This window comes from Burkholderia sp. BCC0397, assembly GCF_902832865.1.
GTDB lineage: Bacteria > Pseudomonadota > Gammaproteobacteria > Burkholderiales > Burkholderiaceae > Burkholderia.
The window spans coordinates 147577-169196 of record NZ_CADFDL010000016.1 but is presented as its reverse complement, the minus strand read 5'-3'; the positions used below and the strand labels follow the sequence as shown (position 1 = coordinate 169196).

The 21620-nt window shown below is 67.7% G+C and carries 18 protein-coding genes, 1 tRNA gene and 2 riboswitches; of the genes, 12 read left to right on the top strand and 7 right to left on the bottom strand.

Annotation, left to right across the window (positions count from 1 at the left end; all coding sequences use genetic code 11):
* Nucleotides 1-25: 25 nt before the first annotated feature.
* Nucleotides 26-1648, bottom strand: a complete 1623-nt coding sequence (locus HWX03_RS32345; RefSeq protein ID WP_175874054.1) for an AAA family ATPase — start codon at nt 1646-1648, stop codon at nt 26-28.
* A 320-nt stretch (nt 1649-1968) separates the two neighbouring features.
* On the opposite strand from HWX03_RS32345, the gene HWX03_RS32340 reads away from it, so the two are divergent.
* Nucleotides 1969-2478 carry a hypothetical protein gene (locus tag HWX03_RS32340; RefSeq protein WP_175874053.1) on the top strand — a complete coding sequence of 170 codons (510 nt, stop codon included), beginning with the start codon at nt 1969-1971 and terminating at the stop codon, nt 2476-2478.
* Nucleotides 2479-2653: 175 nt separating this feature from the next.
* Here the strand turns inward: HWX03_RS32340 and HWX03_RS32335 are convergent.
* Nucleotides 2654-2729: transfer RNA gene (locus HWX03_RS32335), tRNA-Arg, on the bottom strand.
* Nucleotides 2730-2981: 252 nt separating this feature from the next.
* Here HWX03_RS32335 and HWX03_RS32330 point away from each other — a divergent pair.
* Nucleotides 2982-3866 carry a c-type cytochrome gene (locus HWX03_RS32330; protein ID WP_175874052.1) on the top strand — a complete coding sequence of 295 codons (885 nt, stop codon included), beginning with the start codon at nt 2982-2984 and terminating at the stop codon, nt 3864-3866.
* 112 nt (nt 3867-3978) lie between these two features.
* Here the strand turns inward: HWX03_RS32330 and HWX03_RS32325 are convergent, their stop codons facing one another.
* Complete coding sequence (locus HWX03_RS32325) at nt 3979-6066, bottom strand: UvrD-helicase domain-containing protein (RefSeq protein WP_175874051.1); 2088 nt, start codon at nt 6064-6066, stop codon at nt 3979-3981.
* Between the two features lie 308 nt (nt 6067-6374).
* Here HWX03_RS32325 and HWX03_RS32320 point away from each other — a divergent pair, with 308 nt between their 5' ends.
* The 8 genes from HWX03_RS32320 to HWX03_RS32285 all read left to right on the top strand — a co-directional run bounded on the left by HWX03_RS32320 (nt 6375) and on the right by HWX03_RS32285 (nt 16847).
* On the top strand, nt 6375-7082 hold the full coding sequence (locus tag HWX03_RS32320; protein ID WP_175874050.1) for an SGNH/GDSL hydrolase family protein: 708 nt from the start codon (nt 6375-6377) through the stop codon (nt 7080-7082).
* Nucleotides 7083-7434: 352 nt separating this feature from the next.
* Nucleotides 7435-8487, top strand: coding sequence for an oxidoreductase (locus HWX03_RS32315; RefSeq protein WP_175874049.1), 1053 nt, complete (start codon nt 7435-7437; stop codon nt 8485-8487).
* Between the two features lie 211 nt (nt 8488-8698).
* Complete coding sequence (locus tag HWX03_RS32310; RefSeq protein WP_006485676.1) at nt 8699-9061, top strand: hypothetical protein; 363 nt, start codon at nt 8699-8701, stop codon at nt 9059-9061.
* A gap of 113 nt (nt 9062-9174) precedes the next feature.
* Nucleotides 9175-9276, top strand: a riboswitch (glycine riboswitch).
* 33 nt (nt 9277-9309) lie between these two features.
* Nucleotides 9310-9443, top strand: a riboswitch (glycine riboswitch).
* Nucleotides 9444-9526: 83 nt separating this feature from the next.
* On the top strand, nt 9527-10645 hold the full coding sequence (gene gcvT / locus HWX03_RS32305; protein WP_175874048.1) for a glycine cleavage system aminomethyltransferase GcvT: 1119 nt from the start codon (nt 9527-9529) through the stop codon (nt 10643-10645).
* Nucleotides 10646-10769: 124 nt separating this feature from the next.
* A complete protein-coding gene (gene gcvH, locus HWX03_RS32300; RefSeq protein WP_175874047.1) occupies nt 10770-11150 on the top strand; it encodes a glycine cleavage system protein GcvH in 381 nt (126 codons plus the stop codon).
* A 59-nt stretch (nt 11151-11209) separates the two neighbouring features.
* Nucleotides 11210-14137, top strand: a complete 2928-nt coding sequence (gene gcvP, locus HWX03_RS32295) for an aminomethyl-transferring glycine dehydrogenase (protein ID WP_175874046.1) — start codon at nt 11210-11212, stop codon at nt 14135-14137.
* A gap of 154 nt (nt 14138-14291) precedes the next feature.
* Nucleotides 14292-15428, top strand: a complete 1137-nt coding sequence (locus tag HWX03_RS32290; RefSeq protein ID WP_175874045.1) for an alginate lyase family protein — start codon at nt 14292-14294, stop codon at nt 15426-15428.
* Nucleotides 15429-15458: 30 nt separating this feature from the next.
* The gene (locus HWX03_RS32285; protein ID WP_175874044.1) at nt 15459-16847 is read left to right on the top strand and encodes an L-serine ammonia-lyase; all 1389 of its coding nucleotides are present in this window, start codon (nt 15459-15461) and stop codon (nt 16845-16847) included.
* Between the two features lie 67 nt (nt 16848-16914).
* On the opposite strand, the gene HWX03_RS32280 is transcribed toward HWX03_RS32285, so the two are convergent.
* The 4 genes from HWX03_RS32280 to HWX03_RS32265 all read right to left on the bottom strand — a co-directional run bounded on the left by HWX03_RS32280 (nt 16915) and on the right by HWX03_RS32265 (nt 18414).
* A complete protein-coding gene (locus HWX03_RS32280) occupies nt 16915-17316 on the bottom strand; it encodes a type II toxin-antitoxin system VapC family toxin (RefSeq protein ID WP_175874043.1) in 402 nt (133 codons plus the stop codon).
* Nucleotides 17316-17552, bottom strand: a complete 237-nt coding sequence (gene vapB / locus HWX03_RS32275; protein ID WP_175874042.1) for a type II toxin-antitoxin system VapB family antitoxin — start codon at nt 17550-17552, stop codon at nt 17316-17318. Before vapB ends, HWX03_RS32280 begins: the two co-directional genes overlap by 1 nt.
* 119 nt (nt 17553-17671) lie before the next feature.
* Nucleotides 17672-17956 (bottom strand): type II toxin-antitoxin system RelE/ParE family toxin, encoded by a 285-nt coding sequence (locus tag HWX03_RS32270; RefSeq protein WP_175874041.1) that lies wholly within the window; start codon nt 17954-17956, stop codon nt 17672-17674.
* The gene (locus HWX03_RS32265) at nt 17953-18414 is read right to left on the bottom strand and encodes a hypothetical protein (protein ID WP_175874040.1); all 462 of its coding nucleotides are present in this window, start codon (nt 18412-18414) and stop codon (nt 17953-17955) included. The genes HWX03_RS32270 and HWX03_RS32265 overlap by 4 nt, the downstream gene beginning before the upstream one ends.
* A gap of 305 nt (nt 18415-18719) precedes the next feature.
* On the opposite strand from HWX03_RS32265, the gene HWX03_RS32260 reads away from it, so the two are divergent.
* Nucleotides 18720-20423, top strand: a complete 1704-nt coding sequence (locus HWX03_RS32260) for a thiamine pyrophosphate-binding protein (protein WP_175874039.1) — start codon at nt 18720-18722, stop codon at nt 20421-20423.
* Nucleotides 20420-21514, top strand: coding sequence for an ADP-heptose--LPS heptosyltransferase (locus tag HWX03_RS32255; protein ID WP_175874038.1), 1095 nt, complete (start codon nt 20420-20422; stop codon nt 21512-21514). Before HWX03_RS32260 ends, HWX03_RS32255 begins: the two co-directional genes overlap by 4 nt.
* Nucleotides 21515-21620 lie beyond the last annotated feature (106 nt).

Genomic DNA, 21620 nt, shown 5'->3' with positions numbered 1-21620 from the left:
GACAGCGTGGAGGCAAGTGGGATGCTCAGGGCGCAAGCTCCATGAAACGCTGCTCAACGTCGGCGGACGCAGCGCCCGACAGCCCCCACGCTGAGACAATCGCCGACGAGCAATCCATCGCTTCCGCGCGGCTGATGCCGTCGAGCAGCGGCAAGAAGGTCGAGGCCATCACCACGACGAAGGTCTCTTGCGTCTCCGGGGTCGGAGATGACAGAAAGTCGATGTCGGGGTCCATCGCGGCGGCAAGCTTCAAGAAATCAATCACGGGCGCCCCGCCCAGCTCGCGATGGCGATTGACGATCGCCCACAAATCCGCGACCGGATTCGGCAACGCGGCGTCGGCGCCCCCTTTCAGCAATCCGAGCTTTTCGAGCCGTTCTCTGACGAAGGCCGCCGGGTCTTCGGGTATGCCGATTCGAATCCACGTGAAGCGCCGGGACAATGCGAAACTGATCTGCTCCAACTGAGACTTGTCGACCTGATTGAGCGTGCACAGCATCGCCCATGCGGGACCGGGGGCGAACTCGTGTTCTGCCTTGGAAGGGTTCGGCTTTGGCAGGATGCGATAGTTTTCGCTTGTCGCGTCTTCGACCTTCACTCGATACGGCAGGGAGGTCGATTGTCCGCTCAGAACGGAAAACAACGGCCCGATCACTTTGTCGATCGGACAGCGATTGAGCTCGTCGATGATGATCGGCTTGTGGAAATCCCGCAGCATGGCGCCCGGCACAAATCCCATCTTGCCCGGGCCAAGCGGCTGATACCCGCCGACGAGGTCTTGCGAACTCCATGACGACGACGCCGTCAACAGCGTGTAAGGCGCCTCGCCCTCCGACAAATCATCGCCCGCGATCTGCTCCGCCACATATTCTGCAAGCGTGGTCTTGCCAGTCCCAGGCGGCCCATGAAAGACGAAATGGCGCTTACCAGCGGCCAAGGCGGCGTTGATCAGCTTATAGACGACCGGCGGAACGCCGAAGAGGTCAGGGGCCGGCAACACCTCCAAATTCTGTGCTGGCTCGATTTCGGCGTCTGCCTCGGCCTCGAAGACCGACCCTAGATCGTATTGCAGCCGCTCCATGTCCTCCTGGCTGTCCGCCGAATAAACGCCGAAGTTCGCGTTTCCGTCGCTCAGCCAGGCCGACAGCGTGGCCGTCGCGTCTTCGTAGCTGAAGAGTTCGCCCGAAGCAAGCTGAATTGGCTCGGGCTCGGCCATTGTCTTGATCAGGCTGATGTGCGCGATGGGATAGGCCGTCTTCGGCGTCTCGCGGCCCTTGTAGGACAAGGTGCTGTCCTGGACGTTGAAATCGGTCAGGACATCGCCCGACGTGCCGACCGGCAACGCCTTGGCAAAGGCGAACTGCACAATCCACTCCCATTCGTCCGGAAACTTATAGCTGGCCGGTCCCAGCTTGACCGCCGGCATCAGCCGGAACGCCGCGAGCGCGCACTTGCCTGAGCCGTTATTAATGTAGCCGGGGGTCATCGCAGCGGGAGGCGTCATGCCCGACGAATCTTGCGCAAGCCGGGCGACAGGAACCTCGCGTGTCGCGTCAATGTGGACGATCCATCGTGGCGGCTTGCTACTCACGCCGCTCGGCTTCGCCCAATAGCCAGTCTCTTCCAGGACTTCCTCTTTGAGAGACAAATCCTTTGTTCCCGACGATCGGCGAGTGTATGCGAAAGGACGAAGCGGAGCAGAGCTGGCTGCCTTTGCGGCGGTCTCGGCCCCCAAGATGTTGCGTGGCAAGGATGGCAAAACGGACCCTTTCTTCGGAATTTTTTGCCATGTTACGCGGGTCCGCCGCCGGTTACGAGCTCCCACCTGTCTTCCGTCACTCTACTGTCGACGGTTGGGCGACGTGACCCGCTTACCAAGATCCAATTAAGCTGCGAACATCTGCATGAAGAAACTAAATGATTTCGCCATGTGAGCTATACAGCTGACGACAAAGAAGGAGACCGGTTGTGGAGAATCACAAACTTCTACTGGGGCAGCTACTTGATCATGCGTACAAGCTGCACAAACAACAAGCTAAGGGGGACTGGCAATCTCTGGCGCATCTCCTATCGCTCAAAGAAAACAGCGGCCGACACCTGAGCGCTGAGATCCTGATGCAATACCGTCAGGGCAAACAGTCAGTGAGTATGCAGCGCGCACTGGAGATCGCCGACGGAATCGTGCGCGCCGGAATCCGCAGCAATAGGATCGATGTCGCAATTCAGAAAATCCGGACATTGCACTTTTGGCAAGAAGATGGCGAAGCCCTGAACGAGCTCATCGTCGCCGACAGAACGTCGATAACGAAACATATCGACAAGCTCACCAAGCTCCTGCATAAGCTTGTGCCCATGCTGGTTGATCCGGCACTTGTTGGCTCAGATCCGCGATACAGCGACCGGCTTATCGAGTTCGTCTCTCAGACAGTCCAGACGATCACCCAAGACACCATCGACAATGCTGACCCAGTCGAGTAGGACGCGTCTGTCGCTACTCCTTTTCCAAGTACGAAAGGGCCTTGGATGAGCTCGCGAACACGACGGGCAGCGCAGAAACACTGTTCCGGAGCGGTCAGAATTTCCGTACAGTTTCCGTACGGCTCAAAGACAGAAAATACGGCGCCAGATAAGTTATTGTATTTAAAGGAACTTTTGGCGCGCCCGGCTGGGATCGAACCAGCAACCCCTGCCTTCGGAGGGCAGTACTCTATCCATTGAGCTACGGGCGCGTGAGACAGTGAAGCGACCCCATATACAGGCCGCCCACGATTGGCAAGACGGCAAGGATACCCGGTTTCCCATGACGCGTCCACCTTGCCCGCCCGAATCGCCGGCGGCCGGCGCTGCGTGCGGGTAAACACGCGCCATCGCGCCGCTCGCCGTGATGTAAACGTTCCGTCTATAATCGTCCGTGCTTCATTGGACTGCCATTTTGCCGTTGCACCGCGCTCACAATTCCTATTCATGGAGACGAGGCAAGCATGAGCGAAGCACCCCACGAATCTCCCGTCAAAACCCCCGGGCAGCTGATTGCCGTCATCATCGCGTCGTTCGCGATTCCGATCGTCCTGATCGTCCTGTTCGCCACTTACGCGAACCATGCGTTCCGTTCCGGCGCCGGCACGGACGCGCTATCCGACGAGCAGGTCGCCGCACGTATCGCGCCGATCGCGAAGGTCGACGTGAAGGACGCCAACGCGCCCCGCACGTACAAGACCGGCGAGGAAGTCTACAAGGCCGTCTGCGTGACCTGCCACGGCACCGGCGCCGCCGGCGCGCCGAAGTTCGGCAACAAGGACGACTGGGCGCCGCGCATCTCGCAAGGCTTCGACACGTTGCTGAAGACGGCCCTCGCGGGCAAGGGCGCGATGCCGGCGCGCGGCGGCACGAGCCCCGACGACGTCAGCGACTATGAAATCGCCCGCGCGATCGTCTACATGGCGAACAACGACGGCGCGAACTTCCCCGAACCGGCCGCGCCGGCCGCCAACGCGGCGCAGCCCGCCAGCGGCGCGCCCGCCTCGGGCGCCGACGCGTCGAACGCGCAGGCCGCCGCCATGGCTGCGATCGCCGCGATCCCGAAGGCCGGCGAAAAGCCCGCGGCCGCCCCGGTCGGCGCCGACGCGGCAACGGCCGGCAAGGCGCTGTACGCGTCGACCTGCCAGGCCTGCCACGCGGCCGGCGTGCTCGGCGCGCCAAAGTTCGGCAGCAAGGAAGACTGGGCGCCGCGCCTGAAGGAATCGATGGATACGGTCTACAACTACGCGCTGCACGGCAAGGGCGCGATGCCGCCGAAGGGCGGGTCGAACGCGTCGGATGCCGACGTGAAGGCGGCCGTCGACTACATGGTCAACTCGGCGAAGTAACGCGCCCACCCGGCCATCCGTAAAAAACCCCCGCGGCGCCTGCGCATCGCGGGGGTTTCGTTTTTGTGTGGCCGGTTCGTCGCACCATCGTGCTCGCGGCGCCGCCGCCGCGTCACTTCTGCAGCAACGCCTTCAGGCTCGCGAGCCGGTCCTTCGGCGACATCGGCGCCTCTTCCGGCGTCGGCGGCGGCGCCTCGTCGAGCCCCATCTCCGGGATGAAACGCGACGGCTCGCACACGACCGTCTCGCGCGCCCGCTTGCGCTTCTTGCACCAGTTCAGATGCAGGCTGCGCTGCGCGCGCGTGATCGCGACGTACATCAGCCGGCGCTCTTCCTCGATCCGCTCGTTGTCGATCGGGCCGTCGTCCTCGCTGCCGCCGCGGTGCGGCATGATGCCCTCCTCGACGCCCACCAGGAACACGTGCGGATACTCGAGCCCCTTCGACGCATGGACGGTCGACAACCGCACGGCGTCCGGATCCTCGTCCTTGCCCTCGAGCATCGACATCAGCGCGACGGTCTGGATCAGGCCGAGCAGGTTCTTGCCCATATCGGCGAGCCCGTCCGCGTTGTGGAAACCTTCGGCCTCGCCATCGACGGCCGCCGTCTCGGGCTTGGTGCCCTTCCGCTTCAGCCATTCGAGGAATTCGAGCACGTTCTGCCACTTCGACTGCGCCTGCCGCTCGTCGAACGCGTCGTACAGGTACGCCTCGTAGTGGATCGCCTCCATCATGTCGTCGAGCACGACGGTCGCGGGCTCCTTGTCCGCGCGCTCGGTCAGGCGCTGGATGAAGTCGCAGAACATCCGCAGCGGCTCGACCTGGCGCGCCGACAGCCGCGCCTCGATCCCGCCCATGTACACCGCCTCGAACAGCGACACCTTCGCCTGCCCCGCGAACGAGCCGAGCGCCTCGAGCGTCGTGTTGCCGATCCCGCGGCGCGGCGTCGTGACCGCGCGGATGAACGCGGGATCGTCGTCGGCATTCGCGATCAGCCGCAGGTACGCGCACAGATCCTTGATCTCGGCCTTGTCGAAGAACGACTGGCCGCCGGACAGCACGTACGGGATCCGCTCGCGCCGCAGCACCTGCTCGAAAATCCGCGCCTGGAAGTTGCCGCGGTACAGGATCGCGTAGTCGCGGAACTGCGCGCGCCGCTCGAACTTGTGCGCGGACAGCCGGAACACGACCGATTCGGCCTCGTGCTCCTCGTCGTTGCACGGCGTGACGGTGATCGAATCGCCCATCCCGTGCTCGGACCACAGCTTCTTCTCGAACAACTTCGGGTTGTTCGCGATCACGTTGTTCGCGGCGGTCAGGATCCGCACCGTCGACCGGTAGTTCTGCTCGAGCTTGATCACGTGCAGCTTCGGGAAATCCTTGCCGAGCTGCGCGAGATTCTCCAGCGTCGCGCCGCGCCAGCCGTAGATCGCCTGGTCGTCGTCACCGACCGCCGTGAACGCGGCGCGCGGCCCCGCGAGCTGCTTCAGCAGCTCGTACTGGCACGCATTGGTGTCCTGGTACTCGTCAATCAGCAGGTAGCGCAGCTTGTTCTGCCAGCGGTCGCGCACCTGCTCGTTCTTCGCGAACAGCTCGGCCGGCAGGCGGATCAGGTCGTCGAAGTCGACCGCCTGGTACGCGTGCAGCGTCGCCACGTAGTTGCGGTAGACCAGCGCGGCCTGGTGCTCGTCCTCGTTGGCCGCGATCGCCATCGCCTCGTCGGGCATGATCAGGCCGTTCTTCCACAGCGAGATGATGCTCTGGATCTTGCGGATCAGCCCCTTGTCGGTCGTGCCGAGCTGCTCCTGGATCATCCCGAAGCAGTCGTCCGAATCCATGATCGAGAACTGCGGCTTCAGGCCGACGTGCTCGGCCTCCTGGCGCAGGATCTGCACGCCGAGCGAGTGGAACGTGCAGACGGTGAGCTGGTTGACGGGCACCTTGCGGCCTTCCTTGCCGGGCGTGGTGAGCGTCTTGCCCTCGAGCAGCTTCGACACGCGCTCGCGCATTTCGGCGGCCGCCTTGTTCGTGAACGTGACGGCGGCGATATGGCGCGGCTCGAAGCCTTTCGCTTCGATCAGGTGCGCGATCTTCTGCGTGATCACGCGGGTCTTGCCGCTGCCCGCGCCGGCGAGCACGAGGCAGGGACCGTCGAGGTAGCGCACCGCTTCATTCTGAGCGGGATTGAGGCCTGCGGACATGATGGCGGATGGTGTTGCGGTTGACGGCGAACGCCGGGAGGATGCCGTGCGCGGCAGGCTGGCGAAGCAGGCGGACACGCGGGCAGGACGCGCATGTTAACACGTCGGCGGCGGGTATTTCGGGCGCGCCGCCGGACGGGGGCCAGCAGGCTTGCCGGGCGGGCGCCCCCTGTCCGTTCGGCGTGGTCGTGCCTGTCCGCTCGGCCAATCTGGCCCCGTCCGCGCTGCGATCGGACACAATACGCACTCCCCGGCGCCACCCGTGCCGGCCCGCTTCAATTCACCTGAACCGTCACCGGATCGACCTCATGGGATACCCGTTCGCCACCGCCGCCCTCGGCCCGCTGCTGTTCGTGCAGGGGCGCTACGTGCGCCGCGTCACGCCTCGGCTGCCCGAGGCGGCCGGCCCGCGCGACGGCGTGGCCGGCGACGGGCCGCCGCTGCGCGTGCTGGTGGTCGGCGATTCGGCCGCCGCGGGCGTCGGGGTCGCGACGCAGCACGATGCACTCGCCGGGCAACTGGCGAACGCGCTGGCGGCCACGCACCGCGTGAGCTGGAAACTGCTCGCGCGCACCGGCCTGACCACGCGGGAGCTCGTCGACTGGCTCGCCGCCGAGCCGGCCGAGCCGTTCGACGTGGCGGTCACGTCGCTCGGCGTCAACGACGTGACGGGCGGCGTGCCGCCCGCACGCTGGCTCGCGCAGCAGACCGAGCTGGTGCGGCTGCTCGCCACGCGTTTCCAGGTCGGGCATACGGTCCTGTCGGCGGTACCGCCGATGGAGCGCTTCCCGGCGCTGCCGCAGCCGCTCGCGTGGTATCTCGGGCGGCGTACGAAACGGCTCAACACAGCGCTCGCCGGGTGGGCCGGCGCGCAGCCGCACTGCACGTTCCTGCGGGTCGACCTGCCGCTCGAACGCCACCTGATGGCCCCCGACGGCTTCCATCCCGGCGCATCCGCGTGCGCGGTATGGGCCGCGCAGGTCGCGGCCGCCGTGCGGCAGCAGGTGGGCGGATGATGCGGCACGCTCTGGGGCGGGCTGGCCGGCCACGGCCCACCGCGCGGCGCACGCCGAGCCGCGAGCCGAGAGCCGAGAGCCGAGAGCCGAGAGCCGCGGGCCGCGGGCCGCGGGCCGACAGCCGACAGCCGACAGCCACGGGCCGCGGGCCGCGGGCCGCGGGCCAGCCAGTCGTACCGCACGGCACCCGCTCCCGCGCAAAATGCCGGCATGCCTTGCGCAAGCGCCGCATCGCTTCGTGCGTTTCGCCCGACGCGTCTGTGCAAGCGGCGGCGCCATGCCAAAATAGCCGGTCGTCTTCGCGCCGCTTCGGCGCGCCATCCTTTAGTTTCCTTCGCAGCCGGGAATTGCCATGTCGTCATTGCTCAGGATTGGTTTGATGGGTTTCGGTTTCGCCGGCGCGACGTTCCACGCGCCCGTGATCGCCACGAGCGGCCGCACTGAAGTCGCCGCGATCGCGACGGGTCAGTCCGATCGCGCGCACGCCGCCTATCCGGGCGCGCGCATCGTCGCCGACCTCGACGCGCTGCTCGGCCTCGACGATATCGAATGCGTGGTGATCGCCACGCCGAACGACACGCACTTCACGCTCGCGCGCCAGGTGCTCGAAGCCGGCCGCCACGTGGTCGTCGACAAGCCGGTCACGCTCACCGCCGACGAGGCGCTCGCGCTCGCGCGGCTTGCGAACGCGCGCAGCCGGCTGTTCGCGCCGTTCCACAACCGCCGCTGGGACGGTGATTTCCTCACCGTGCGCCGCGTCGTCGAATCGGGCGAGCTCGGCCGCCTCACCTACTTCGCGTCGCACTTCGACCGCTTCCGGCCGACGCCGCGCACGCGCTGGCGCGAGGAGCCGGCCCGCGGCGGCGGCCTGCTGCTCGACCTCGGCCCGCACCTGATCGACCAGGCGCTCGCGCTGTTCGGCACCCCGGAAACCGTGAGCGCCACCGTCAAGACGCGCCGCGACAACGGCACGGCGCCCGATTTCGTGCACCTGCTGCTCGGCTATCCGGACAAGGACGTCGCGCTGCATGCGAGCGCGCTGTCGGCGATCGAGCCCGCGCGCTTCACGCTGCACGGCACGCGCGGCAGCTACCAGAAGTTCGGGCTCGACACGCAGGAAGACCAGCTCAAGGCCGGCCTCACCGCGGACGACGTCGAATTCGGCGGCGGCAACCCGCCCGGCCTGCTGCGCGTGCTCGACGGCGAGGTCGAGGTCGAACGTCCGGTGCCGACGCTCGACGGCCAGTACGCGGAGTTCTACCGCGCGCTCGCCGCGTCGATCCGCGACGGCGCGCCGTTCCCCGTCACCGCGCAGGACGCGGTCGACGTGATGACGATCATCGAGCTCGCCGCGCAGAGCGAACACGACGGCCGCCGGGTGCCGTTCGTGCGCCGCACGGTCTGACGGCTGCCGGCCGGGTCAGTGCCGACCCGGCCGCCATCCCGCGCCACGCGCCGGCAGCGGCGCCACCGCGTCTGCTGCCCACCGCCCGCCACCCCGCCGGCACGGCCCCCAACATTCCGTTACAAATGGTGCGGGAACGAAAGTCAGCGGTCGTCCGGTCTGACGCGTTTCTCAAAAAGTCGATCCGACACCCATCCGTCAGGAGAATTTGATGCAACGGTTGATTCGCGCAGCGGCATGCTGCGTCCTGGTTTCCTCGCTCGCGGCCTGTATCGTGCAGCCGCAGCGGCCGGCCCGGCAGGCGCCCCCGCCCCGACCGAATCCGCAGGTCGTCGCGAACGACCGCATGCAGGAGGTCCAGGGCCGGATCGACAACCTGCACCGCCGGATCGACGCGCGCGTGAACGGCGGCTACTACCCGCCGCCCTATGGCGCGCAGCTGCACCACCGCCTCGACGTGATTCGCCAGGAAGCGAACGACATGTCGGCCCAGCACAACGGCGGCCTGTCCGGCGACGAGCAGCGCGTGCTGAACCAGGAACTCGACACGGCCGCACGCGCGATCGGCGAGTAACGCGCCGGCGCCTGCCGGAGCGGATGAAGCGGCAGCGCCGGCTGCCGCCGCTTGTCGCGAAGCGACATTCTTTTGCTCAAATTGACAATGCCCACCCGCTCGCGTACAGTCGCCCGCACGCGTCGGGAGAGCGTGTGGCCGGTGTTCCGACACCGGTTGCGCCGCCGAAGGGGCACACCCGCAAACTCTCAGGCAAAAGGACCGACCGCGTCGGGGAATCGCATCCGCGCACTGCGCGGGCAATACTCTCCCCGCACTCTGGAGAGCGGCAGTAGCCCGCAGCGCATTGGCTGCGCGGGCAAGCTGCCCACCGAAGGGGCGCGCGTTCGCCGGGCTTGGCCCGCAACGCAATCTCTCAGGTATCGAGGACAGAGGGGCATGTACCGGATCGCTCAAGGCCATCGGCCGCGGCGGTCGGCACATGGCCGTTCTGATCCGCGCGCAAGCGCCTTGCCTGAGGCCTCGATGACTGCACTGAATCACACCCCGCTCAACGCCGCGCACCGCGCGCTCAATGCCCGCATGGTCGACTTCGGCGGCTGGGACATGCCCGTCAACTACGGCTCGCAGATCGAAGAACACGAAGCCGTGCGCACCGACGCCGGCATGTTCGACGTGTCGCACATGTGTGTCGTCGATTTCACCGGCAGCCGCGTGCGCGCGTTCTTCGAGCACGCGATCGCGAATCACGTCGGCAAGCTCAAGACGCCCGGCAAGGCGCTCTACTCATGCCTGCTCAACCCGCAGGGCGGCGTCATCGACGATCTGATCGTCTACTACTTCACCGAAGAATTCTTCCGCGTGGTCGTCAACGCCGGCACCGCCGAGAAAGACATCGCGTGGTTCAACCAGCTCAACGAGCAAGGCGGCTACGGCCTGACGATCGCACCGCGCCGCGATTTCGCGATCGTCGCGGTCCAGGGTCCGAACGCCCGTGAAAAGGTCTGGGCGACGGTGCCGTCCGCACGCGCCGCCACCAGCGAGCTCAAGCCGTTCAACGCCGCGCAGGTCGCCGGCACGCCGTTCGGCGATCTCACCGTCGCACGCACCGGCTACACCGGCGAAGACGGTTTCGAAGTGATCGTCCCGGCCGTGCACGTCGTAGCGCTGTGGAATGCGCTGCAGCAAAACGGCGTGCGTCCGTGCGGGCTCGGCGCGCGTGACACGCTGCGCCTCGAGGCCGGCATGAACCTGTACGGCCAGGACATGGACGACACGGTCTCCCCGCTCGACGCGGGCCTCGCCTGGACGGTCGACCTCACCGCGCCGCGCGACTTCGTCGGCCGCGCCGCACTGGAAGCCAACGGCACGCGCGCCGCGTTCGTCGGCCTGATCCTGCAGAAGGAAAACGGCAAGGCGGGCGGCGTGCTGCGCGCGCACCAGAAGGTCGTCACGCCACACGGCGAAGGCGAGATCACGAGCGGCACGTTCTCGCCGTCGATGCAGGAATCGATCGCGTTCGCGCGCGTGCCGGCGGCCGTCCAGATCGGCGACACCGTCCAGGTGCAAATTCGAGACAAGAATCTTCCCGCGCGCGTGGTAAAACTGCCGTTCGTGCGCAACGGCAAGGTCCTCGCTGCGTAACGACCGAGAAGCGGCGGGGGCCGCCTCCCGGCAAGCCGGGAGATGGCGCCCGGCGCAACCCCATCCGGCGCACCATGGCGGCGCGCCAGCAGAACGAACACACCCTTTTATCCAGGAGCATCCGATGAGCAACGTCCCGGCCGATCTGAAGTACACCGACGAACACGAGTGGATCCGCACCGAAGCCGACGGCACGCTGACGGTCGGCATCACCGATCACGCACAGAGCACGCTCGGCGACATCGTCTTCCTCGAACTGCCGCAAGTCGGCAAGTCGGTGAACGCGGGCGACGCCGTCGGCGTCGTCGAATCGGTGAAGGCGGCATCCGACATCTATTCGCCGGTGTCCGGCGAGATCCTCGCCGTCAATGAAGAGGCCTCCGACTCGCCGGAAGAAGTGAACAGCGACGCATACGGCGTGTGGCTCTTCAAGATCAAGCTCGCGGCCGGCACCTCGACCGACAAGCTGATCGACGCCGACGCCTACAGCAAGCTGATCGACTAACTTTCCTTACCCGAACCGCGCGGCGCCGGCCTCGGCCCGTGCGGGACCAGAGTCACGCCATGAAGCTCGAACACCCGGACCGCCTGATGAACCGCACGCCCCTCTCGCTCGCCGCGCTCGAAACGCACGACGCGTTCGCCGAACGCCACATCGGCCCCGACGCCGCCAGCCAGCAGGCCATGCTCGACACGCTCGGCTTCGCGTCGCGCGCCGCGCTGATCGACGCCGTGATCCCGGCCTCGATCCGCCGTGCCGAAACGCTGCCGCTCGGCCCGTTCGCGCAGCCGAAGAGCGAGGCCGAAGCCCTCGCCGCGCTGCGCGCGCTCGCGGACAAGAACCAGGTGTTCCGCTCGTATATCGGCCAGGGCTACCACGACACGCACACGCCGGCCGTGATCCTGCGCAACGTGCTCGAAAACCCGGCGTGGTACACGGCCTACACGCCGTACCAGCCCGAAATTTCCCAGGGTCGCCTCGAGGCGCTCCTGAACTTCCAGCAGATGGTGGCCGACCTCACGGGCCTCGCGATCTCGAACGCGTCGCTGCTCGACGAAGCCACCGCCGCGGCCGAAGCGATGACGCTGCTGCAACGTACCGGCAAGCCGGCATCGAACGTGTTCTACGTCGCCGACGACGTGCTGCCGCAAACCCTTGAAGTGATCCGCACGCGCGCGCTGCCGATCGGCATCGAGGTCAAGACGGGCCCGGCCGCCGACGCCGCGCAAGCGAACGCGTTCGGCGTGCTGCTGCAATACCCGGGCGTGAACGGCGACGTGCGCGACTACCGCGCGCTCACCGAAGCGATCCACGCGGCCGGCGGCCACGTGGTCGTCGCGGCCGACCTGCTCGCGCTCACCGTGCTGACGCCGCCCGGCGAATGGGGCGCGGACGTCGCGATCGGCAACACGCAGCGCTTCGGCGTGCCGATGGGCTTCGGCGGCCCGCATGCCGCGTATCTCGCGGTGCGTGACGAATTCAAGCGCCAGATGCCGGGCCGCCTCGTCGGCGTGACGGTCGACGCGCAGGGCAAGCCCGCGCTGCGCCTCGCGCTGCAGACGCGCGAACAGCACATCCGCCGCGAGAAGGCGACGTCGAACGTGTGTACCGCGCAGGCGCTGCTCGCGATCATGGCCAGCATGTACGCGGTCTACCATGGCCCGCACGGCCTGAAGACGATCGCGCTGCGCGTGAACCGCATCACGGCGCTGTTGGCCGCCGGCGTGAAACAGCTCGGCTTCACGACCGTCAACGACACGTTCTTCGACACGCTGACGATCGACACCGGCGCGCGCACCGCGCAGGTCCACGCATTCGCGAAGGCGAAGCGCATCAACCTGCGCCGCGTGAGCGACACGCAAGTCGGCGTATCGGTCGACGAAACGACGACGCGCGACGACCTCGCCGACCTGCTCGACGTGTTCGCGCAGGCCGCGGGCGGCACCGCGCCGGCCGTCGATGCGCTGGACGCGGGCGCAGCCGGCGTCGCCGCGCTGCCGGCCGGCCTCGAGCGTACGAGCGCGTACCTGACGCACCACGTGTTCAACCGCCACCATTCCGAAACCGAAATGCTGCGCTACCTGCGCAGCCTGTCGGACAAGGATCTCGCGCTCGACCGCTCGATGATCCCGCTCGGCTCGTGCACGATGAAGCTGAACGCGACGTCGGAAATGCTGCCCGTCACGTGGCCCGAGTTCGGCGGCATTCACCCGTTCGCGCCGGCCGAGCAGACCGTCGGCTACCGCGAGATGATCGACCAGCTCGAGCAGATGCTCGTCGCGGCCACCGGCTACGCGGCCGTGTCGCTGCAACCGAACGCCGGCTCGCAGGGCGAGTACGCGGGCCTGCTGATCATCCACGCGTACCACGCATCGCGCGGCGAAGCGCATCGCGACGTGTGCCTGATCCCGGCATCCGCGCACGGCACGAACCCGGCGTCCGCGCACATGGCCGGCATGAAGGTCGTGGTCGTCGCGTGCGACGCGCAGGGCAACGTCGACATCGCCGACCTGAAGGCGAAGGCCGAGCAGCATTCGAAGGATCTCGCGGCGATCATGATCACGTATCCGTCGACGCACGGCGTGTTCGAGCAGAACGTCCGCGAGATCTGCGAGATCGTCCACGCGCACGGCGGCCAGGTGTACGTCGACGGCGCGAACATGAACGCGATGGTCGGCCTGACCGCGCCGGGCCAGTTCGGCGGCGACGTGTCGCACCTGAACCTGCACAAGACCTTCTGCATCCCGCACGGCGGCGGCGGCCCGGGCGTCGGCCCGGTCGCGGTCGGCGCGCACCTCGCGAAGTTCCTGCCGAACCAGCGCTCGACCGGCTACGCTCGCGCGGAAGACGGCATCGGCGCGGTGTCGGCCGCGCCGTACGGCTCGGCGTCGATCCTGCCGATCTCGTGGATGTACATCGCGATGATGGGCGCGAAGAACCTGACCGCCGCCACCGAAACCGCGATCCTCAACGCGAACTACATCGCGAAGCGCCTCGCGCCGCACTATCCGGTGCTGTATTCGGGCCCGGGCGGGCTGGTCGCGCACGAGTGCATTCTCGACCTGCGTCCGATCAAGGAAACGAGCGGCATCAGCGTCGACGACGTCGCGAAGCGCCTGATGGACTACGGCTTCCACGCGCCGACGATGAGCTTCCCGGTGCCGGGCACGCTGATGGTCGAGCCGACCGAATCGGAATCGCAGGAAGAACTCGACCGCTTCATCGCCGCGATGATCGCGATCCGCGAGGAAATCCGCGCGGTCGAGGAAGGCCGCGCCGATCGCGAGGACAACCCGCTGCGTCACGCGCCGCACACGGCCGCCGTCGTCACCGCGAACGAATGGCCGCACGCGTACTCGCGCGAGCAGGCTGCGTACCCGGTCGCATCGCTCGGCACGAACAAGTACTGGCCGCCGGTCGGCCGTGCGGACAACGCGTACGGCGACCGCAACCTGTTCTGCTCGTGCGTGCCGGTATCGGACTACGCCTAACGCCCGTCTCGCACCGGAGCGTCCGACCGTGACCCCACCGCACGCAGCCACCGGTTGCGTGCGGTTTTTACGTGCGCCGCCCGGCCAACCGTTTCACGCTTGCCCGCCAATCCGGCTAACATCACACGCGATCCAGCCAATCAAGGAGTTCCGCATGGTGCGTCCGATGTTTCCGGGCCGTGGTGCAACGCAGATGCGGCCGCACACGCGCCGCTACGTGCCGATGCTCGTCGCATCGCTGTCGCTGGCCGCCGCCGGCCTCGGCGTGTCCGGCAGTGCGCGCGCGGCGATGAATTTCTGTGCGGCGCCGGCGCTGCAGGCGAGCGAGACGACGCAGGCCGAGCCGGGCGTGCAGGCGCTGATCCGCAGCGTCGACGCGCGCATCGGCGAGCAGCCGAAGGCGATGCCGCGCGTGCACACCGAGGGCACGCTGCCGCACGAGGGCATCTACGACCAGAGTGCCGCCGCGCTGAAGGACATGGACCTGATGCGCGATGCGGCGCTCGCGTGGCGCGTGACGAACGCGCCGCGCTACCTGCAACTCGTCGACCGCTTCCTGTCCGCGTGGGTCTCGACCTACCAGCCGAGCTTCAATCCGATCGACGAGACGCGCTTCGACAGCCTGATCGTCGCGTACGACATGACCGCGAGCGCGCTGCCGGTGAAAACGCGCAACGCGACGGCCGCGTTCATCGCGAAGCTCGGCGCCGGCTATGTCGCGCAGGTCGACGCGCAGAAGCGCCCGCTCACCGGCACCTGGCGCAACAACTGGCAGAGCCACCGGATCAAGCTGATCGCGCTGTCCGCGTTCACGCTCGGCGACCGCAAGATGATGAACGCCGCACAGCGGCTGTTCGTCGAGCATCTCGCCGACAACATCGGCCCGGACGGCAAGACCTGGGATTTCGAGGAACGCGATGCGCTGCATTACGCGGTCTACGATTTGCAGCCGCTTGTGACGGCCGCGCTCGCCGCGCGCCGCTTCAACCGCAACTGGCTGCGCGAGCGCGGCGCGAACGGCGCGACGCTCGCGGCCGCGCTCGACTGGCTCGTGCCGTACGCGCTCGGCGAGAAAACGCACGAGGAATTCGTGAATTCGCCGGTGCCGTTCGACGCGAAGCGCCGCGAGGCCGGCCTGCCGGGCTACACGGGGCAGTGGGACCCGAAAAACGCCACCGAACTCTTTCATCTGGCCGCGCGGCTCGACGGGCGCTATGCCCGCGTCGCGCAGCAGCTTTCCCCAACGCCGCCCGCATGGCTCGCCGCGTGCCTGCCATTGCAGGCGCGCTAGCACTACTCTTATAGCAAGGCAGGTATCGAAATGGCAGTCAGCGTGTTTGACCTCTTCAAGATCGGCATCGGCCCGTCCAGTTCGCACACGGTCGGACCGATGCGCGCGGCGCTGATGTTCGTCCAGGGCCTCGAGCGCGACGGGCTGCTCGATGCGACGGCCCACGTGAAGGTCGAGCTGTACGGCTCGCTCGGCGCCACCGGCAAGGGCCACGGCACCGACCGCGGCGTGATGCTCGGCCTGCTCGGCGACGCGCCCGACACCGTCGATCCCGAAACCATCGACGCGCGGCTCGAAGACGTCCGCAAGACGAAGCAACTCGCGCTGCTCGGCACGCATCCGGTGCCGTTCGTGCTGAAGGAGAACATCGCGTTCTACCGCCAGGCGCTGCCTGAACATCCGAACGGGATGAAGCTGCGCGCGAGCGACGCGAACGGAGCGGTGCTGGTCGAGCGTACCTACCTGTCGGTCGGCGGCGGCTTCGTCGTGACGGCCGGCGCGCCGAACACCAAGGTGCTGAGCGCGGCCGAGCAGATGACGCACCCGTTCCGCACCGGCGCGGAGCTGCTCGCGCTGACCGCGTCGACCGGCAAGTCGATCGCGCAGCTGATGTGGGACAACGAGCGCGCGTGGCACACCGAGGAAGAAACGCGCGACGGGCTGCTGAAGATCTGGGCCGTGATGCAGTCGTGCGTGTCGCGCGGCTGCGGAATCGGCAATCCCGACGCCGACGGCAACCTGCCCGGCCCGTTCCAGGTCAAGCGCCGCGCGCCGCAGCTGTACCGCACGCTGACCGGCAGCCCGGAGCGCGCGCTGCAGGACCCGCTGTCGATGATCGACTGGATCAACCTGTACGCAATCGCGGTCAACGAGGAAAACGCGGCCGGCGGCCGCGTCGTCACCGCGCCGACCAACGGCGCGGCCGGCATCATCCCGGCCGTGCTGCACTACTACACGCGCTTCACGCCCGGCGCGAACGAACAGGGCGTGATCGACTTCCTGCTGACGGCCGCCGCGATCGGCATCCTTTACAAGCTCAACGCGTCGATCTCGGGCGCGGAAGTCGGCTGCCAGGGTGAAGTGGGCGTCGCGTGCTCGATGGCGGCCGGCGCGCTCGCGGCCGTGCTCGGCGGCACGCCGCAGCAGGTCGAGAACGCCGCCGAGATCGGGATGGAACACAACCTCGGCCTGACCTGCGACCCGGTGGGCGGAATGGTGCAGATCCCGTGCATCGAGCGCAACGCGATGGCGTCGGTGAAGGCCGTCAACGCGGCGCGCATGGCGCTGCGCGGCGACGGCTCGCATTACGTGTCGCTCGATTCGGTGATCAAGACGATGCGCGAGACGGGCGCCGACATGAAGACGAAGTACAAGGAAACGTCGCGCGGCGGGCTGGCGGTGAATATCGTCGAATGCTGATGCCGGATCCGGCGGTGGCGCGGGGTGGATCGATACCCTGCATTGCCGCCGGGCATGGCACCCGACGCTAGTCGTTCAGCCAGTTCTCCAGTCGCAACCCCGGATAGCTGACGAAATCCCGCTCGTTGTTGGTCACCAGGACGACATCGAGCGACACCGCATGAGCGGCGATCAATTTGTCGAGGTGATCCTTCCTCCGCTCGCAGGTTGCGTCGCGGACCGGACCATACGCTTGCGCGGCCGCAGCGTCGAAAGGCGCGACGGGAATATCCTCGATCAATGCGGCGAGATTGCGGCGCTCCCGGGCCGGGCTCGCGCATGCGGTCACGCCGTACTCGAGCTCCGCATAGGTGATCGCCGACATGACGACGTCGCCCGTGTAGCACTGCGCAAACCGTCTCGCGACCTGCTCCGGCTGATTCTTCATCAGATAGATGCACATGTTGGTGTCGAGCATGAAGCGCGGCATCACAAACCCTCGCGTTCGGCCTGCTCGTGGTCGCCGCGCCCTTCGGCCATGAAGTCCGGCCCGAATTTCGCGAACTTCTCGAGTACGCCGGTCAAAGGCCGCCGCATCGGTCGAATGCGGATTTCGTCACCGACGCGCTCGATTTCCAGTTCGATATCGCTGCGTTCATAGGCTAGGTCCGCAGGAATACGCACGGCCTGCGAGTTGCCGTTCCGGAATACCCTCGTCGTATGCATGTCGATCTCCGCTCGGATGTACGTTGTATGTACATTAGTCGATGCGGGCCGAGATGTAAATCCATGTGTGTACATAACAGGTCTTCCCTTGGCGGACGAGCCGGCAGTGAATACGCGCATCACGGCCATTGCCGTCGCGCATGCAGCACGCGGAGAATCTCCACGATGCGCTCGGCCGGCCGGATGCGATACACGAGCACGTAGTTCGGCGCGATCACCAGTTCGCGCGTGCCAGCCACCCGCCCTTGCCGATACAACTCGGGATGGGCCGGTAACGCCGCCGCCCTTTCTTCCAGCAGTTCGTCGAGTTCGAGCGCGGCCAGCGGGTCGTCCTCGGCGATGGTGTCCATGATCGCGGCGCGATCCTCGAGCGCCTTCGGATTCCAGTGCAGCGCGAGGGTCAAGAAGCATCCCCGCGCCTGCCCGCGAGCCGCTCACGCAGCGCCGCACGACGCGACGCGAAGTCGGCGCTGACTTCGGTGTCCGGAATCGACGCACGCGGATCGTCCAGCGCCTGCTGCACCTCCTCGCGAAACCAGCGATCATGGGCCGCTGCCTCGTGGGCCGCCTTCAATGCCGCCGCGCGATCGGGCCGGGTCGCCCGGCCGGCCGCATCTGGGTCGAATGCCGACGCATCCACATCGAACCGGCTGATGCCGATGTCGCGCAGAAAGCCGACCAGCGTTTCAAAACGGCGAAACACCCGCACGTCGCCGCGCTTGGCCGACAGGAAACGTTCGTGCGCGCCGCAACGGGCGCAGAGCGCCCAGCCGTTCCCGCAACCGACCACGCGGGCCGCGCGTACGGCGCCGGCTTCGACCAGCTCGGTCAGCGTCTTTTGATCGATCGTTTCGGTCGTCATGGCGACTCACCCCCTTCGTCCATCCATTCGCTGAAATTTTACTATTGAGCGGCATCCCATTTTATTGTTATTTGGGAAGCCCGCTTTCCGGCTCGAAACAAGCGTCCGGGTCGCCCATCCGTAGCGTTTACTTTTCACCGTCGCGCAAGCGGGCACAAGCTGGCCATTCGGCCAGCCAAAGCCGACACGCGAAACACGCACGTCCCGCTTCACCCCGCGTTCCGACACTTTTCAGCGGCCGCCGTACCGGCGCCCGGCCAACCGGCGTAAGCTGTACCTCCCGCTACCCAGGGAGACGGCAGCCCATGTCGCATTCCAAGGATCTCGAGCCGCGCGCCACCACCGGTGCGCGACTGCTCGTCGATGCGTTGCTCGCCAATCACGTCGAACGCGTGTTCTGCGTGCCGGGCGAGAGCTTCCTCGCCGTGCTCGATGCGCTGGCGGACGACACCGCCCGCATCCAGACGGTCGTCTGCCGCCACGAGGCGGCCGCCGCGAACATGGCCGAAGCGGTCGGCAAGCTGACCGGCCGCCCCGGCATCGCGTTCGTCACGCGCGGGCCCGGCGCGACCCATGCGTCGATCGGCGTGCACACCGCGTTCCAGGATTCGACGCCGATGATCCTGTTCGTCGGCCAGTGCGCACGCGAGCACCTCGACCGCGAAGCCTTCCAGGAAATCGACTACCGCCGGATGTTCGGCCAGATGGCGAAATGGGTCGCGCAGATCGACGACCCGCGCCGCATTCCCGAATACCTGAGCCATGCGTTCCACGTCGCGACGTCCGGCCGGCCCGGCCCGGTCGTGCTCGCGCTGCCGGAGGACGTGCTGTCCGACGCGTGCGCGCCGCAGCCCGTCGTGCCGGCCGCGAAACGCATCGCGGCCGCGCCGTCGGCCGCGCAGATCGACGAGCTGCGCGAGCGGCTCGCGCGCGCGGAGCGGCCGTTCGCGATCGTCGGCGGCAGCGGCTGGACGCCGGACGCCTGCGCGAACCTGCGCACCTTCGTCGAACGCTGGCAATTGCCGGTCGCGTGCGCGTTCCGCTTCCAGGACACGATCGACAACGCGCACCCGAACTACGCGGGCGACGTCGGGCTCGGGATCAACCCCACGCTCGCGAAGCGCATCCGCGACGCCGACCTGCTGCTCGTGATCGGGCCGCGCCTCGGCGAAGCGACGACCGGCGGGTACACGCTGCTCGACATCCCGAAAACGCGCCAGACGCTGATCCACGTGCATCAGGGCGCAGACGAGCTCGGCCGCGTGTACGCCGCCGACCTGCCGATCGTGTCGGGCATGCCCGAAATCGCCGCGCCGCTTGCCGCGCTCGAACCGCCCGAGCGGCCTGCATGGGCCGGCGCGGCCGCCGACGCGCACCGCGCGTACCGCGAATGGCACGCGCCGCTGCCGATGCCCGGCGACGTGCAGCTCGGCGACGTGATGGTGCAGTTGCGCGAGCGCCTGCCGCACGACGCGATCCTGACCAACGGCGCGGGCAACTATGCGATCTGGCTGCATCGCCACTTCGCGTACCGGCACTTCCGTTCGCAGCTCGCGCCGACGAGCGGCGCGATGGGCTACGGACTGCCGGCCGCGCTCGCCGCGAAGTCGCTGTATCCGCAGCGCGCCGTCGTCGCGCTCGCCGGCGACGGCTGCTTCATGATGGCCGGCAACGAGCTCGCGACCGCGATGCAATACGGGCTGAACATCGTCGCGATCGTCGTCAACAACAGCCATTTCGGCACGATCCGCATGCATCAGGAGCGCAACTACCCGGGCCGCGTGCACGGCACGGGGCTCACGAACCCGGATTTCGCCGCGTATGCGCGTGCGTTCGGCGCGCATGGCGAGACGGTCGAGCGCACCGCCGATTTCGCGCCCGCGCTCGAACGCGCGCTGACCTGCGGGCTGCCCGCGGTGATCGAGATCCGCATCCCGCAGGACGCCAGCACGCCGGCCGCGACGCTCGAGCAGATCCGCGAGCAGGGCCGCCGCGCGCGCGGCGCATGACGGTGGACATGCGCGCCGCGCCGCCCGACCCCGCGCTGTCGCACGACGACGCGCTGGCGTGCCCCGGCACGCTGCTCGCGCCCGACGGCATGCTCGTCGCGCCGTACGACCTCGAGCATGGCGGCGAGCGCGCCGAAGGCTACGTGCCGGCCGCGCCGGCGCTCGGCCTGCTGCACGCCGCGCACCGGCCGTTCCGGCTCGATTACGGCGCTACGCGGCACGTGCACGTGATCAACGGGATGGGCGTCACGCTCGGCGATTCGGTGATCGGGCTGACGGCTCTCGCCGCACTGCGTGCGGCCCATGCGGACCTGCGCTTCACGCTGTACCGGCCGGCGCGCGCCCCCCGCTATGTCGATGCGCTGTATGCGCTCGCGGCCGACGTCGTCGCGCCGTCACGCGCGCTGCCGTGCCCCGCCGAAGCGCTGCCCGCCGACGCGTGCTGCATCGACGTCGGCAATCACCTGTACTGGCCCGCGTTCGCGCGGCTGCCGATGATCGATTTCTTCCTCGACGCGCTCGGCGTCGATCCGGCCGCCGTGCCGGCCGCCGCGAAGCGCAACCGCTGGCTCGCGCGGCTGCCGCTGCCCGCGCTGCCGGCCGAGTGGCAGCGGCCGTACGTGCTGTTCTGCCCGAATGCGAGCACCGCGGTGCGCAGCGTGCCGCCCGCGCTGCACGTCGCGTTCGTGGAACGGCTCGTGCAGCGGTACGGGCTGCCGGTAGTGGGCTTCGGTCCGATTGCGCATCCCGCTTACGTAGATGTGAGCCGCGACGCGACCGACACCGCGCGCTTCATTGCGTGGATCAAGGGCGCGAGCCTGCTGTTCGCGCCGGACACGGCGGCCGTGCATCTCGCCGACGGTTTCGACGTGCCGACGCTCGCGTGCTTCACGACGATCGGGCCGGCGCTGCGCGTGCGCGACTATCCGCATTGCGTACCGGTCACACTCGACGTGCCGACCGAATTGCACGGGCTGCATCGCAGCGAGCGGCCGGACGATCTCGCGGCGGTCGAAGTCGCTTACCGCGCAGTCGATTGGGACACGCTGGCGTGGCCCGCACCGCGCAACGTGGCGGCAGCAGCCATCTGAGCGAAGCCGGCGCGGCAAGCGGAACGATCGAACCGGTAGCGGCCCGCGTCCAGCGCCAGCACCACCGCAAGCGGCGCTCTGGCTGCCCGGCTTACCCGGCCAAGCT